General features: G+C 72.9%; 14 protein-coding genes. 9 read left to right on the top strand and 5 right to left on the bottom strand.

Annotation, left to right across the window (positions count from 1 at the left end):
* The first annotated feature begins 22 nt into the window (after positions 1–22).
* A complete protein-coding gene (locus AD017_RS09470) occupies positions 23–1,168 on the top strand; it encodes a cystathionine gamma-synthase (protein WP_060573978.1) in 1,146 nt (381 codons plus the stop codon).
* A 27-nt stretch (positions 1,169–1,195) separates the two neighbouring features.
* Here the strand turns inward: AD017_RS09470 and AD017_RS09465 are convergent, their stop codons facing one another.
* Positions 1,196–1,423 (bottom strand): hypothetical protein, encoded by a 228-nt coding sequence (locus tag AD017_RS09465; protein WP_010242998.1) that lies wholly within the window; start codon positions 1,421–1,423, stop codon positions 1,196–1,198.
* A 96-nt stretch (positions 1,424–1,519) separates the two neighbouring features.
* On the opposite strand from AD017_RS09465, the gene ilvA reads away from it, so the two are divergent.
* Complete coding sequence (ilvA, locus tag AD017_RS09460; RefSeq protein ID WP_060573977.1) at positions 1,520–2,758, top strand: threonine ammonia-lyase; 1,239 nt, start codon at positions 1,520–1,522, stop codon at positions 2,756–2,758.
* A 93-nt stretch (positions 2,759–2,851) separates the two neighbouring features.
* On the opposite strand, the gene greA is transcribed toward ilvA, so the two are convergent.
* Positions 2,852–3,340 carry a transcription elongation factor GreA gene (gene greA, locus AD017_RS09455; RefSeq protein WP_010243002.1) on the bottom strand — a complete coding sequence of 163 codons (489 nt, stop codon included), beginning with the start codon at positions 3,338–3,340 and terminating at the stop codon, positions 2,852–2,854.
* 483 nt (positions 3,341–3,823) lie between these two features.
* Between greA and mca the strand changes: the two genes are divergently transcribed.
* The 4 genes from mca to AD017_RS09435 all read left to right on the top strand — a co-directional run bounded on the left by mca (position 3,824) and on the right by AD017_RS09435 (position 7,749).
* Complete coding sequence (mca, locus tag AD017_RS09450) at positions 3,824–4,759, top strand: mycothiol conjugate amidase Mca (protein WP_033200678.1); 936 nt, start codon at positions 3,824–3,826, stop codon at positions 4,757–4,759.
* A 74-nt stretch (positions 4,760–4,833) separates the two neighbouring features.
* Positions 4,834–5,097, top strand: coding sequence for a hypothetical protein (locus AD017_RS09445; RefSeq protein WP_010243006.1), 264 nt, complete (start codon positions 4,834–4,836; stop codon positions 5,095–5,097).
* Positions 5,098–5,121: 24 nt separating this feature from the next.
* The gene (locus tag AD017_RS09440) at positions 5,122–7,137 is read left to right on the top strand and encodes a thioredoxin domain-containing protein (protein ID WP_060576317.1); all 2,016 of its coding nucleotides are present in this window, start codon (positions 5,122–5,124) and stop codon (positions 7,135–7,137) included.
* 45 nt (positions 7,138–7,182) lie between these two features.
* Positions 7,183–7,749, top strand: a complete 567-nt coding sequence (locus AD017_RS09435; RefSeq protein ID WP_060573976.1) for a hypothetical protein — start codon at positions 7,183–7,185, stop codon at positions 7,747–7,749.
* 43 nt (positions 7,750–7,792) lie between these two features.
* Here AD017_RS09435 and AD017_RS09430 read toward each other — a convergent pair whose 3' ends face one another.
* On the bottom strand, positions 7,793–8,419 hold the full coding sequence (locus AD017_RS09430) for a hemolysin III family protein (protein ID WP_060573975.1): 627 nt from the start codon (positions 8,417–8,419) through the stop codon (positions 7,793–7,795).
* 131 nt (positions 8,420–8,550) lie between these two features.
* On the opposite strand from AD017_RS09430, the gene AD017_RS09425 reads away from it, so the two are divergent.
* Positions 8,551–9,321 (top strand): isoprenyl transferase, encoded by a 771-nt coding sequence (locus AD017_RS09425; protein ID WP_010240742.1) that lies wholly within the window; start codon positions 8,551–8,553, stop codon positions 9,319–9,321.
* Positions 9,322–9,453: 132 nt separating this feature from the next.
* Here the strand turns inward: AD017_RS09425 and AD017_RS09420 are convergent, their stop codons facing one another.
* Positions 9,454–9,879, bottom strand: a complete 426-nt coding sequence (locus tag AD017_RS09420) for a hypothetical protein (RefSeq protein ID WP_139316990.1) — start codon at positions 9,877–9,879, stop codon at positions 9,454–9,456.
* A gap of 1,209 nt (positions 9,880–11,088) precedes the next feature.
* A complete protein-coding gene (locus AD017_RS09415) occupies positions 11,089–11,478 on the bottom strand; it encodes a hypothetical protein (protein ID WP_010240746.1) in 390 nt (129 codons plus the stop codon).
* Positions 11,479–11,793: 315 nt separating this feature from the next.
* Between AD017_RS09415 and AD017_RS09410 the strand changes: the two genes are divergently transcribed.
* Positions 11,794–13,068, top strand: coding sequence for a DUF885 domain-containing protein (locus AD017_RS09410; protein ID WP_145982704.1), 1,275 nt, complete (start codon positions 11,794–11,796; stop codon positions 13,066–13,068).
* Between the two features lie 437 nt (positions 13,069–13,505).
* The gene (locus AD017_RS09405) at positions 13,506–14,786 is read left to right on the top strand and encodes a PhoH family protein (protein ID WP_060722291.1); all 1,281 of its coding nucleotides are present in this window, start codon (positions 13,506–13,508) and stop codon (positions 14,784–14,786) included.
* Positions 14,787–14,821 lie beyond the last annotated feature (35 nt).

Here is a 14,821-nt window from a genome sequence, read left to right as displayed (position 1 = left end):
GGCGGGAGTAGCCTCCGCGGACATGCAGGGCTTCTCCACGCGTGCCATCCACGCCGGTCAGGAACCGGACCCCACGACGGGTGCGGTCACGACCTCCATCCACACCAGCTCGACCTTCGCGCAGGACGGCGTCGGCGGCACCCGCAGCGGGTACGAGTACTCCCGCAGCGCCAACCCGACCCGGACGGTGCTGCAGGAGTGCCTCGCCGCTCTCGAGGGCGGCCGGCACGCGCACGCGTTCGGGTCGGGCATGGGGGCCACCGACACCCTCCTGCGGATCCTGCTGCGGCCCGGTGACCACATCGTCATCCCGCACGACGCCTACGGCGGCACGTTCCGGCTGGTCGACAAGGTGCTGTCCGGGACCGGCATCGAGTACACCCCGGTCGACCTGGGTGACCTCGACGCCACCCGGGCCGCGATCCGGCCGGCCACGAAGGTGATCTGGTCGGAGACCCCGACCAACCCGCTGCTCGGCATCGCCGACATCGCGGGTCTCGCCGGGGTGGCCCGGGAGGCCGGTGCGCGGCTCGTCGTCGACAACACCTTCGCGTCGCCGTACCTGCAGACGCCGCTGGCGCTCGGCGCCGACGTCGTCGTGCACTCGACGACCAAGTACGTCGGCGGGCACTCCGACGTCGTCGGCGGTGCACTGGTGACCGACGACGGCGAGCTCGCCGAGCGGATCTCCTTCACCCAGAACTCGGTCGGGTCGGTGCCGGGGCCGTTCGACGCCTGGCTGACCCTGCGCGGGGCGAAGACGCTCGCGGTGCGCATGGAGCGGCACTGCGACAACGCCGAGCGGATCACCGAGATGCTGGGCTCGCACCCGGCGGTGGCGTCGGTCCTCTACCCGGGCCTGCCGTCGCACCCCGGGCACGAGGTCGCCGCGAAGCAGATGCGCCGGTTCGGCGGGATGGTGTCGTTCCTGGCCGCCGGTGGGCGGGACGCGGCCCTGCGGATCTGCGCCGAGACGCGGCTGTTCACCCTGGCCGAGTCGCTCGGCGGGGTGGAGTCGCTGATCGAGCACCCGGGCCAGATGACGCACGCGTCCACCGCGGGGTCGATGCTCGAGGTGCCGGACAACCTGGTGCGCCTGTCGGTCGGCATCGAGGACGCCGACGACCTGCTCGAGGACCTGCGGACCGCCCTCGACATCGTCCGCTGACCCGTCCCGCCCCGGGGCAGCGCGGCGTCAGCTGCGGGACTGCTCCGGGGAGGGCACCGGGTCGGCGACCGCGGGCGGCGGCGGTACGACCAGGTCGCCGGGCTCGATGCACCCACCGACCAGCGACCAGGTGCCGTCGGTCCGCGGCTCGTAGTGACCCGGGTCGTCGCAGCCCGCGTCGCGCACCGTCGCCACGGCCAGCACGGTCAGCCCGGCGGCCAGCAGCAGGGGCACGGTCGTGCGCAGCCGCGTCATCAGCGAGTCCCTCCCGACACCGGACGCGCAGCTACTGGGGAATCACGCCCGGTGAGACACCACCGAGGCTACCGCCGCGGGTGCGAGACTGCCCGGATGGTCGCCCCACCGGACGCCCCCGTCACCCCACCGGTCACCTCCGCCGACGTGTTCGCCGCTCGTGAGCTGCTCAAGGGGGTCGTCCGCACCACCCCCGTCGCGGGCGCCCGCGCGCTCTCCGACCTCACCGGCACGCCCGTCCATCTGAAGTGCGAGAACCTGCAGCGCACCGGCTCGTTCAAGATCCGCGGTGCGTACACCCGGATCGCCCGGCTCACCGCCGACGAGCGGGCCGCGGGGGTGGTCGCCGCCTCGGCCGGGAACCACGCCCAGGGCGTCGCACTCGCGGCGCGGCTGCTCGGCGTGCGGGCGACGGTGTTCATGCCCGAACGTGCCGCACTGCCCAAGGTCGATGCGACGCGCGGCTACGGCGCCGACGTCGTCCTGACGGGGCGGACGGTCGACGAGGCGGTGGAGGCGGCGTCGGCGGCCGCCCGGGAGTCGGGCGCCGTGCTGGTGCACCCGTTCGACCATCCCGACGTCATCGCCGGTCAGGGCACGGTCGGCTGCGAGATCCTGGAGCAGGTCCCCGACGCCGGGACCGTGCTCGTCTCGGCCGGCGGCGGTGGGCTGCTCGGGGGGATCGCGGCCGTGCTGCGCGAGCACCGGCCGGAGACACGCATCGTCGGGGTGCAGGCCGCGGGAGCCGCGGCGTGGCCGTCGTCGCTCGCCGCCGGCCGGCCGCTGCCGCTCGGCGGGATGCGGACGATGGCCGACGGCATCGCCGTCGGACGGCCGGGGGACGTCACGTTCCCGCAGGTGTCGGCCCTGGTCGACGAGCTCGTCACGGTCGGCGAGGACGCGCTGTCCGGCGCGCTGGTGCACTGCCTGGAGCGCGCGAAGCTGGTCGTCGAGCCGGCCGGTGTGGCGCCGGTCGCGGCGCTGATGGCCGAGCCCGGCCGCTTCCCGGGACCGGTGGTGGCCGTGCTGTCCGGCGGGAACGTCGATCCGCTCGTGCTGTTGCAGGTCATCCGGCACGGACTGGTCGCGTCGTCGCGCTACCTGACCCTGCACGTGCAGATCCCGGACCGGCCCGGCGCGCTCGCCGAGCTGCTGGCCCGGGTCGGGACGCTCGGCGCGAACGTCACCGACGTCGCGCACTCCCGCATCAGCGGTGCGTTGCCGGTGGGCGAGGTCGACGTGGAGCTGAGCCTGGAGACGCGCGGCCCGGAGCACCGCGACACGATCGTCGCGGGCCTCCGCGACACCGGGCACGCGGTCACCGCGCCCTCCTGAGCTGCTCCGGCACCTGTCCTGCCCCACCGGGACACGGGACGCCGACGGGGCCCGGCCGAACCGGCCGGGCCCCGTCGTAGTGTGTGCGCCGGATCAGCCGGTGAAGGCCTCGACCTCGACGAGGCTGACCTTCATGCTGCCGCCGTCGGGCAGCTGGTACTCGCGGGTGTCGCCCGGCTTCGCGCCGAGCAGCGCCGCGCCGAGCGGGGAGTTCGGCGAGATCACCTGCAGGTCGCCGTGGCTGCCCTCCTCGCGGGAGCCGAGCAGCACCTTCTCGGTGTCGTCGTCGTCCTCGTACTTGAGGGTGAGCACGGTGCCCGGCGCGGCCTCGTCGGCGCTGCTCGGGGCGGTGCCGACCTGGGCGGTGCGCAGCAGCTCCTGCAGCTGGCGGATCCGGGCCTCCTGCTGGCCCTGCTCCTCGCGGGCCGCGTGGTAGCCGCCGTTCTCCTTCAGGTCGCCCTCCTCGCGGCGGGCGTTGATCTCGGCGGCGATGACGGGCCGGTTCTCGATCAACCCGTCCAGCTCCGACTTCAGCCGGTCGTAGGCGTCCTGGGTCAGCCAGGTGGCCTGGGTATCCGTCACCGTCATCAACTCCTCCAGGAAAACAGGGCGTGTTTCCGCCGGGCGCCTGGCGCCGGCGGGGCACACGGGGGTGGCGGCTCCGGACGGCACGCCCCGAGTAAGGAAAAACACGACCCGCGGGCGGGCCGTGTGGGAGTCACCTTAGCACGGGGCGCACCGCTCGGCGCAGCCGTTCGATGAACGGAGCGCGGGCCGCGGAAGTTCCCCACACCCCGGTTTTCGCAGGTGACAGCTTCAGTGACGACGTCAGGGAATCGCTTCCGAAGTGACGCGGAACCGTCCACCGTGTGTCGGTGGATCCTCTCGCCGACCGTGGGCCGATCGGGAACAGCCGGGCGCCGACGGGTGTTGGAGAACGCGGGCGCTGCCCGCTCGGAACGATCCTGTCGGTCCCCTCTGCCAGGATCGTCCCCGAGTACGACCTCGCCTCCCGCGCCCGGTGCGCGGGACCCGAGCCCGGTGACCGTGGAGGAACCCGACCCGATGACCCACACCGAACCCGTCCTCGCTCCCGGGGAGCGTCCGCGGCTGATGACGGTGCACGCCCACCCCGACGACGAGTCGTCGAAGGGCGCGGCGACCACGGCGCGGTACGCGGACGAGGGACACGACGTCATGGTCGTGACCTGCACCGGCGGCGAGCGCGGCAGCATCCTCAACCCGGCGATGGAGCGGCCGGACGTGCTCGAGAACATGACCGCGGTGCGGAACGCCGAGATGGCGCGGGCCGCCGAGATCCTCGGCGTGCAGCACGTGTGGCTCGGCTACGTCGACTCCGGGCTCCCCGAGGGCGACCCGAAGCCGCCGCTGCCGGAGGGGTGCTTCGCCGTCGGCGACGTCGAGGAGCAGACCGCGGCGCTGGTCCGCGTCATCCGCGAGTTCCGTCCGCACGTGATCGTCACCTACGACGAGAACGGCGGGTACCCGCACCCCGACCACATCCGCACCCACGTGATCTCGATGGCCGCCTGGGAGGCCGCGGGCGACCCGACCCGCTTCCCGGAGGCGGGCGCGCCGTGGCAGCCGCTGAAGCTGTACTACGGCCATGGCTTCTCGCGGACCCGGCTCGAGGCGTTCCACCAGGCCATCCTGGAGTCCGGGCAGGAGTCGCCCTACGCCGAGTGGCTGGCCAACTGGACGTCCGACCGGCCGGACCCGGGCACCCGGGTGACCACCAAGGTCCCGTGCTCGGACTGGTTCGGCCGCCGCGACGACGCCCTGCGTGCGCACGCGACGCAGATCGACCCGGACAGCCGGTTCTTCTTCACCCCGCTCGAGGTGCAGGCCCGGGTGTGGCCGACCGAGGACTACGAGCTGGTGCACTCGCTGGTGGAGACCACCACCCCGGAGGACGACCTGTTCACCGGCATCCCGTTCGAGCTCGCCGAGACGGCCGGGGAGCAGCGCAGGGCGGGCTGACCCGGCGGTAGCCTGGTCACGGGCCGTCCGGCGGCCCGGGCGTGCACGGTCATGGAGTTCGGAGGCGTACTGCGGTGCTGATCGACAACGCGGTGGCGACCGTGCAGATGGTGGCGACGGGCTTCGTGGTCCCCGCGCAGGACCGCCCGCCGCCCCCCGGGCAGCTGCCCGAGTGGGGGAACGCCGCACCCGTCGGACTGGCGATCGTGCTGGTCCTCCTGCTCGCGACCGTGCTGCTCATCCGCAACATGAGCAAGCGGATCAAGCGACTGCCGGAGTCGTTCGAGGAGCAGCCGGCCGCGGGCACCGACGACGAGGCGGACTCCCGCAGCTCCTGACCGGGGTCTGACAGGGTGGCCGGCATGCCGAACCGGCTCGCGACCTCCACCAGTCCGTACCTGCTCCAGCACGCCGACAACCCGATCGACTGGTACCCCTGGTCGACGGAGGCGTTCGCCGAGGCCCGGCGCCGGGACGTGCCGGTGCTCCTCTCCGTCGGCTACGCGGCCTGTCACTGGTGCCACGTGATGGCGGGGGAGTCGTTCTCCGATCCGGGCGTCGCCGCCGTCGTCAACCGGTCGTTCGTGGCGATCAAGGTGGACCGGGAGGAGCGCCCGGACGTCGACGCCGTCCACATGGCCGCCACCCAGGCCATGACCGGGCAGGGTGGCTGGCCGATGACCTGCTTCCTCACCCCGGACGGTGAGCCGTTCCACTGCGGCACCTACTTCCCCGCCGAGCCGCGGCACGGTCTGCCGTCGTTCCGGCAGGTGCTCGACGCCGTCACCTCGGCCTGGGCGTCCGACGGCGACCGGGTCCGGTTCGCCGCCGGGCAGATCGCCGAGCAGCTGGCGGAGCAGGCCGCCGCGGACCCGGAGCCGGTCGTCGTCGGGGAACAGGCCCTCGACGACGTCGTCGAGCAGCTCGCGGCGCAGCACGACGACGAGCTCGGCGGGTTCGGCCGGGCGCCGAAGTTCCCGCCGTCGATGGTCTGCGAGTTCCTCCTCCGGCACCACGAGCGGACCGGCTCGGACCGGGCGTGGCGGTTGGCCACCGGCACCTGCGAGGCGATGGCGCGCGGCGGGGTCCACGACCAGCTCGCCGGGGGGTTCGCGCGCTACTCCACCGACGACGCCTGGGTGGTCCCGCACTTCGAGAAGATGCTCTACGACAACGCCCTGTTGCTCCGCGTGTACGCCCACCTGGGGCGCCGGGGATCGGTGCTCGCCGAGCGGGTCGCCGTGTCGACCGCGGAGTTCCTGCTCCGGGACCTGCGCACACCGGAGGGCGGGCTCGCCTCCGCGCTGGACGCGGACGCCGGTGGCGTCGAGGGGCTCACCTACGTGTGGACGCCGGACGAGCTGCGCGCGGTCCTCGGCACCGAGGACGGCGACCGCGCCGCCGAGCTGCTCGGTGTGACCGCGGCCGGGACCGCCGACGGTGGCGCCTCGACCCTGCAGCTGCGCCGCGACCCGGACGACGCCGCATGGTGGGAACGGACCCGCTCCGCGCTGCTCGACGCGCGGTCGTCGCGTCCGCAGCCCGCCCGCGACGACAAGGTCGTGACCGAGTGGAACGCGCTCGCCGTCGTCGCGCTGGCCGAGGCCGGAGCCGCGTCTGGGCGTACGGAGTGGGTGCGGGCCGCCGGGGAGATCGCCGACCTGCTGCTGGACGTCCACGTCGTCGACGGCCGGCTGCGCCGCTCGTCGCGGGACGGTGTGCCCGGGCCCGCCGACGCCGTCCTCGCCGACCACGCGCTGCTCGCGGCCGGGCTGCTGGCGCTGCACCAGGCGACCGGCGACCCGCAGCGGCTCACCGCGGCGCTCGACCTGCTCGACACGGCACGGGAGCGGTTCGCCGCCGACGACCGGCCCGGGGCGTACCTGGACACCGCCGCCGACGCCCCGGACGCCGCGCTGCTGCCGCACCGGCCCCGCGAACTGACCGACAACGCGTCACCGTGCGGGTCGTCCGCGCTGGCCGAGGCGCTGGTGACGGCGTCGGTCCTGGCGCCGCCGGAGCGTGCGGCGGGCTACCGGGCGGCCGCCGAGGAGATGGTGCGGACGGTCGGGACCCTGGTGCCGCGCGCGCCGCGGTTCCTCGGGCACTGGCTCTCCGCGGCCGAGGCGCTGGTCGCGGGCCCGGTGCAGGTCGCGGTGGTCGGCGAGCCCGGGACCGGGCCGCTGACGGACCGGGCCCGGCGGGCCGCGCCGGGCGGCTCGGTGGTCGTCGCAGGGGCACCGGAGGCGGACGGCGTCCCGCTGCTGGCCGACCGCGGGACCGTCGACGGGCTGCCGGCCGCGCACGTCTGCCGCGGGGTGGTGTGCGACCTGCCGGTCACGACGCCGGACGAGCTCGCGGAACTCCTCGCGCGGTGAGCGCTTGCTGTGTAATCCTGTAATCATTCGACGCGGAGGTGCGTGATGATGACAGGACGAGGACGTAGCCGGGGCGGTTGGCAGCAGGCCGACCTCCCGCCGGCCGACGACGCCGCGGCGTGGTTCTCCGGGCGGCTGCCGGACGGCTGGTTCACCGGAGCGCCGGAGGTGACCTGCGACCGCGACGAGATCGTCGTCGTCGGCGAGCTCCCGCCGCTCGACGGCGAGCAGGCCGGTACCGACGAGGGCCGTGCGGACACCGCCGCCGCGGAGGCCGGGCGCATCGCCCGTTTCCGTGAGGAGACCCGCGACGAGCGGATCGAGATCGCTCGCCAGGCGGAGAGCCGCTACCGGCGCAAGGTGGCGTGGGGCGCGCGTCTCGGGGAGACGCGGGAGCTGTTCACGACGATCTCGGTGCCGGTGATGACACGGCTGCGTCAGCCGGAGCGGGTCGTGCTCGACACGCTGGTCGACGCCGGCGTCGCCCGGTCGCGCTCGGACGCGCTGGCCTGGTCGGTGCGCCTGGTCGGCCGGAACGCCGACGAGTGGCTGTCCGAGCTGCGGTCGGCGATGGCACGGGTGGACGACCTGCGGGCGGAGGGCCCCGCCTGAGCGAGGTCCGCAGCATCCGGCCGCGACCGCGGCGCGTGCCGGGTCAGCGCAGCAGGACCAGCCAGATCGCGACGTGGTGGCAGGCCCAGGCCAGGACGGTCGCCGCGTGGAACAGCTCGTGGTACCCGAACGTCGCGGGCCACGGGTCCGGCCGGCGCAGCGCGTACACGACCGCGCCCGCCGTGTAGAGCGCCCCGCCGGCGATCAGCAGGACGAACGCGGCGACCCCGCCGCCGTCCAGCAGGGCGGGCAGGACGAACACGGCGACCCAGCCGAGGGCGACGTAGATCGGGACGCCGACCCAGGACGGTGCGGTCGGCCAGGCCAGCTTCAGCGCCACGCCGGCGAGCGCGCCCACCCACACGACGGTCAGTACCCAGGTCGCGGTGCTCGTGGGGAGGGCCAGCACCGACACGGGTGTGTAGGTCCCCGCGATGAACAGGAAGATCATCGAGTGGTCGAGGCGCTTCATCAGGCGCCGGTGGGCGGGGTCGGCCCAGGTGCGCCGGTGGTAGAGGGCGCTGATCCCGAACAACCCGAACGTCGTGAGCGTGTACACGGCCGTCGCGAGCGCGGCGGACGTGCCGACGAGTGCGCCGGCGACGCTGATCAGCGTCGCGCAGGCGAAGACCGAGGCGACCAGGCTCCACAGGTGCAGCCAGCCCCGCATCCGGGGCTTGACCGGAGCGGACGGAGAGGTGCTCACGGGAGACACGGGCCGACGCTACGCGGTGCACCGGTCGTCGTCCCGCGGGGCGGACGAACGCCACACGCGGCGGGGCCGGACTAGGCTCTGCGCACGTGGCCGTCCGAGACCTGCTCTACACGGTGTACGAGCGCAGGATCCTGCGCCAGCTCGACGGGGCCGAGAGCCCGAAACACGTCGCGCTGATCCTCGACGGCAACCGGCGCTGGGCGCGGGAGGCCGGACTGGCCGATCCCGCGGAGGGACACCGCGCCGGGGCCGCGAAGATCGCGGAGATGCTCGGCTGGTGCTCGGAGGCGGGCGTCGAGGTGGTGACGGTGTTCCTGCTGTCGACCGACAACCTCGACACGCGCTCGCCGGACGAGCTCAAGGACCTCCTGGAGATCATCGGCGGGGTCGTGGACGACCTCTCCGGGCCCGACACCCCGTGGCGCCTGCGCGTCGTCGGAGCCATGGAGCTGCTGCCGAAGTCGCTCGCGGACCGGCTGGCGGCCGCGGTGGCGCGGACGGGGGAGCGCGGCGGCCTGCAGCTCAACGTCGCCGTCGGCTACGGCGGCCGGCAGGAGATCGCGGACGCGGTGCGCAAGATGCTGCTGAGCCAGGCCGAGGCCGGACGGACGATCGAGGAGCTCGCCGAGACCCTCGACGTCGACCACATCGCGGAGCACCTGTACACGTCCGGACAGCCGGACCCGGACCTCGTCATCCGGACCAGCGGGGAGCAGCGCCTGTCGGGCTTCCTGCTCTGGCAGTCGGCGCATTCGGAGTTCTGGTTCTGCGAGGCGTACTGGCCCGAGTTCCGACGGGTCGATTTCCTCCGCGCTCTGCGCGACTTCGCCGCACGACACCGACGTTTCGGCGGCTGACCAGAATTCGTGCGTAACCTTCCGGGTCCTCGCTCGTTGCAGCATTTTCGCGAGCGGGTTCCCGGCGGTCCGGGAACGGGAAAGGCCCCGGGGCGAACCCCGGGGCCTTCCCGTGCGCGGTGCGCGGGCGACTTACTTGTGGCTGCCGCCGTGCTTGCCGGACTCCGAGGAGTTCTGGTTGACCTCGTCGCCGTTGTCGGAGGCGTTGGTGCAGTCGACACCGTTGTCCGAGGTGACGCCCGAGGAGTTCTCGGCCTCGGAGAACAGGCCGCCCAGGGCGCCCTGGACCAGGCTGTTGCCGTTGAACGCGGTGCCGCAGGCCTGCGGGGACACGTTCAGGTTGTTGCCCGAGATGTTGACCAGGCCGGCCGAGTCCTTGCTGGCCAGCTGGTCGGCGTTGTCGCCGAGCTGCTTGTTGACCTCGGACTTCGAGTACGACTTGTTGTCGCTGTTCTTCTTGTAGTCGACGTCGGTCTTGTCGCCGGCGAACGCCAGCGGGCTCAGCGCGACCATCGACGCGGCACCGGCCGCCACAACGATTCCAGCCTTCTTCAGCACAGTCCGTCTCCTGTAGTCGGAGAGCGCGCACGGAGTCGCCGCACACACTCTCAGTACCTGTCGACGCTCGAACCGGGGAGCCCGCATCGACTGAGCGTCAATCTAACGGAGGCTTCCGGCGACGACAATCTGACCCTCCGTATTTTTCAGCGGGCGTCGCCGATCCATTCGTGTACCTGCGGATTTCTGGATGATCCCGACAGATGTCGGAGAGGCGTTCGGGCGTGTCGCGGCTGGGTGGAGCGGCGCAACGGTCGGCGGCTGATCGGCGTAGCCGCCCCGGGGGCATCGTGAGCGCCCGTCCGGCTCGTCCCGGATCCCGGCCGCTGCGGCGCTCGGGCGCCGGTGATCGGAGGCCGGAGCGCCGGGGATCGTTGCGTCGGCCGTCGGGGTCGGGCGCGATGGGCCGTCCGTGCCCGGATGAACCTCGCCGAGATGCAGGTCAGCGCGATGTGTCGATCTCCGAGGTGCGCTGAGCTGCATCTCGGCGGGGTCGGGCGCCGTGGGCGCCGCGGAAGGGAAGGCGCTGCAGGGAGGCGGGCGGGAGATGCTGGGCGGCGGGCCCTGCTGCGGCGGATTCGGTGAGTCCCGGCCTGTCCGGGCCGAACAGGCCGAGCCGGCCGAACCGGCCGAGCCGAGCCGGACGGGGCCGGGCGGGGCCTAACCGAGCTGGGTCGAACCGAGCGGGGCCGAATCGGGCGGGGCCGAGCCGAGCTGGGGCGAGCTGGGGCGAGCGGGGGCGAGCCGAGTCCGGGGTGGGCTTCGGGGCCATCGTCCGGTTCAGTGCTGCGGGTCGCGCCGGCGGGTGGAGCGCCTCTGACGGTGAGGCTCGGCCGCGGTGCCGCAGGGCGGACCTCGCGGCGGGACCCCGTGCGGGAAATCGCTTCCCCAAGCAGCGACTTCAGCGGACCCCACCCTCGGTCGGGAGGTCCGGGCCCGGGCGAACCTGTCCGCTGAGCGCCCCGACCAATCCGGCGCGACCCACCGTCGGTGTCGAGGCGACTGACGAGACGGTCACGGAACGTAGCTAGATGCGGGCGATACGGACGATCTACTCCCAGTTATCGGACACGGTCGTGTCGAAGGCGTCCGCCGTTCCGTGAAGAGTCACGTGTGGTGATCGGACGCGGCTGGATCAGGAATCGCCCGGAAACGCGAAAAAGGCCCCGGAGCGAAATGCTCCGGGGCCTTTCGGCGAACTGATCGAGATCAGTTGATGCTGTCGCCCGCGCCCGACTCCTGCGCGCAGTTGTCGGACTGGTCGGTGACCGAGTCGCCCGACTTCGCCTTGGCGTCGCCCAGGATACCCAGGGCGCCGGTGACGCCGTTGAGGGCGGAGGCGTCCTCGACCGGAACCTGAACGCCGAGGACGTTCACCGGGACGTTGTTGTTGCAGGCCTGGATCGGCACGTTGACGTTGTTGCCGTTCAGCCCGGCGATCAGGCCCTTGGCGTCCTTGTCGATGACGTTCTCGGCGCCGTGGTGGTGCCCACCCTTGTGGCCGTGGTCGTCACCCTTGTCGCCGGCGAAGGCGAGGGGGGAGACGGCGAGCAGGGACGCGGCGGAGGCCGCAACCACGATTCCAGCCTTCTTCAGCACAGTTCTTCTCCTGTAGAGTCTCTGAGTCCGCCCGAAGGCCGGTCTCACGCCTGTCGGCACGTTGACAAGTGGGGGAGCCCGTACCGACTGCCGAGAAATCTAGCGGTCGTATTCCGCCCGAACAAACTCGGCCACACCATCGGGGGACCCTATTACTTTGAGTTCGGATACTCCCTCGATCGGGCATTCTTCGAGCGCGCCGGCTGTGGGTTCGGACGCAGGTTTCGGTGACGTTACGTGCCCACTGGCCACCGAACGGACGCGTACCCCGCGGCTCGGGGCGTCGTTCAGCTGCGACCCGCCTACGCTCCGATGATGACCCCGGACCCGCTCCTGGTTGCGACGGTCGAGCTCGCCGTGCGTCTCGACCGGCTGCGCCCCGGGATACTCGACGGGCCCGCACCGGACGCGGCACTCGCACGCCGGGTCGCCGACGAGCCACCGTCCGAGCCGGGTCGTCTCGTGGCCGACGCGGCCCGGCTCCGGGCGGAGCTCGCGGGATCGGGGATGCCGGCTCCGCGCCGTCGTCATCTGGACGCGGGCCTCACCGCACTGCACTGCCAGGCCCGGCTGCTGGACGGGGACCGGCCCGGCTACCTCGCCGAGGTCAGGGACACCTTCGGGGTGACCCCGCGCCGTACGGACACCGACGAGTACCGCGAGGTGCACCGGAGGCTCGGCGCGCTGCTGCCGGGCCGGGGGCCGGTGGTCGCGCGGATGCGCGCGTACCGGGAGGGCGACGTCGTCCCGCCGCGGCGGCTCGGTGCGGCGGTGACGGCGGTGACGGCCGAGCTGCGTCGCCGCACCCGGGACCTGCTGGGGCTGCCGCGGGGGGAGGACGCCGTCGTCGCGCTCGTGGCCGACCGGCCGTGGACCGCCTTCACGCGCTACCGGGGCGGCCTGCGCAGCAGGGTGTCGATCACCGATGCCGCGCGGATCCGTGCCGGCGCGCTGCTCCCGTTGCTCGCGCACGAGGTCTACCCCGGCCACCACACCCAGTACTGCCGGGCCGAGGTGGCGGTGGCGCGCTTCCCCGAGCTCGCGCTGCGCCTGGTGCGCAGCCCGCAGGGGCTGATCGCCGAGGGCGCGGCGGAGGCGGCCGCGGGCGTCGTCCCCGGGCCGGGCTGGGGAGCGGTCGCGGCGCGGGCGTTGGCCGGCGCGGGGGTCCGGATCGACGGAGACCTCGCCGAGCGGGTCGAGAGCGAACTGGACCTGCTCGGCCGGGTCCGGCAGGACGCGGCCCTGCTGCGGCACGTCGACGGCGCGGATCCGGACGAGGTCACGGCGTACCTCGCACGCTGGCTGCTCGTCCCCGAGGCGCGGGCACGGCGGATCCTCGCGTTCCTCGACCATCCGCAGTGGCGGGGGTACCCCGTCACCTACGCCGAGGGTGCCCCGCTGGTCCGGTCCTGGCTGGCCCGGCATCCCGGCGGCCCGGTGGCCGGTCTGCGGGCGCTGCTGGACACCCCGGTGCTGCCCCCCGACCTCGTCACCGAGGGTGGCGACGCGAGAGGCAACGGTTCCGGTACGACAGCAGTCACGGCGCCCGCGCTGCTGCACCCGGAGTACTGCGCGTCCGACGAACGGTAGGCGCCCGTTCGTGTCGCCGCAGGTCGCTGCGACGGCAGACGGTAGCAATGTTGCGATGAACGGCAGGTTACAACTCTGCCATCAGGGTTCTCTGCGGCTGACCGACGGAGAGTTGCTATTGACCGCACGAGGGTGACCACTAGTAGCGTCCTCGTCGACGGGCCGTACCCGATGCGGCTCGTCCGGGAGGCCCTGAACGTGGTGTCGAACGCACCCGAGAGGGCCGGCACCCGGCCCTCGTGGGCGTGCCGGCCGGTGGACCGCCACGGTCCTCCGACGCCGTCACGACCCGCATCAGGGCCGGCCGGCCCGACGCAGAGCGGGCGTGGTGCCACGCCCGTGAGGGAGCACCCGTGACCGATCGTCCCGCTCTCACCGACAGGTCTCCGCTGACGGAGCCCGTCGGGGACGCCCCGGCAGGTACCACCCGCTGCTACGTGCTCGACACGTCCGTCCTGCTGTCCGACCCGTGGTCGTTGCTCCGCTTCGACGAGCACCAGGTCGTACTGCCGCTGGTCGTGATCTCCGAGCTCGAAGCGAAGCGTCACCACCCCGAACTCGGGTGGTTCGCCCGGACCGCACTGCGCCAGCTCGACGAGATGCGCGTGAAGTTCGGCCGGCTCGACGCACCGATCCCGGTCGGTGACAAGGGCGGGACGTTGCACGTCGAGCTGAACCACTCCGACCCCACGGTCCTGCCGGCCGGGTTCCGCACCGACTCGAACGACTCGCGGATCCTGGCGTGCGCGCTGAACCTGAAGGCCGACCCCGCATCCCCGGGGGAAGTCACCCTGGTCACGAAGGACATGCCGCTGCGGGTGAAGGCGGCCGCGGTCGGGCTGGACGCCGACGAGTACCACGGCCAGGACGTGCTGTTCTCCGGCTGGACCGGGATGACGGACCTGGAGGTCGCCCCCGAGGACGTCGACGCGCTGTTCCGCGACGGCGTCATCGATCACGACGAGGCGCGCGAGCTGCCCTGCAACACCGGGCTGCGGCTCACCGGGGCGTCGAGCGCGTTGGGCCGGGTTACCGCCGACAAGCGGGTGAAGCTCGTCCGCGGTGACCGGGAGGCGTTCGGGCTGCACGGCCGTTCCGCCGAGCAGCGGATCGCGCTCGACCTGCTGCTCGACAACGAGGTCGGGATCGTCTCGCTCGGCGGGCGGGCCGGGACCGGCAAGTCGGCGATGGCCTTGTGCGCCGGGCTGGAGGCGGTGCTGGAACGCCAGCAGCACCGCAAGATCGTGGTGTTCCGGCCGCTCTACGCCGTCGGCGGGCAGGACCTCGGCTACCTGCCCGGCAGCGAGAGCGAGAAGATGCAGCCCTGGGCCCAGGCCGTCTTCGACACCCTCGGAGCGCTGGTCAGCCAGGACGTCATCGACGAGGTCATCGCCCGCGGGATGCTCGAGGTGCTGCCGCTCACCCACATCCGTGGCCGGTCGCTGCACGACACCTTCGTGATCGTCGACGAGGCGCAGTCGCTGGAGCGCAACGTGCTGCTGACGGTGCTGTCGCGGCTCGGCGCCGCGTCCCGCGTCGTGCTCACCCACGACGTCGCGCAGCGCGACAACCTGCGCGTCGGCCGGCACGACGGCGTCAACGCCGTCATCGAGAAGCTGAAGGGGCACCCGCTCTTCGCGCACGTCACGCTGACCCGCAGCGAGCGGTCGCCGATCGCCGCACTGGTCACCGAGATGCTGGAGGGGCCGAACTCCTAGACACCGCACCGTGGCCCCCGCACACCCGGTGTGCG

It is taken from the genome of Pseudonocardia sp. EC080619-01 (genome assembly GCF_001420995.1).
Lineage (GTDB): Bacteria > Actinomycetota > Actinomycetes > Mycobacteriales > Pseudonocardiaceae > Pseudonocardia.
This window is presented reverse-complemented; position numbering and strand designations above follow the sequence as displayed.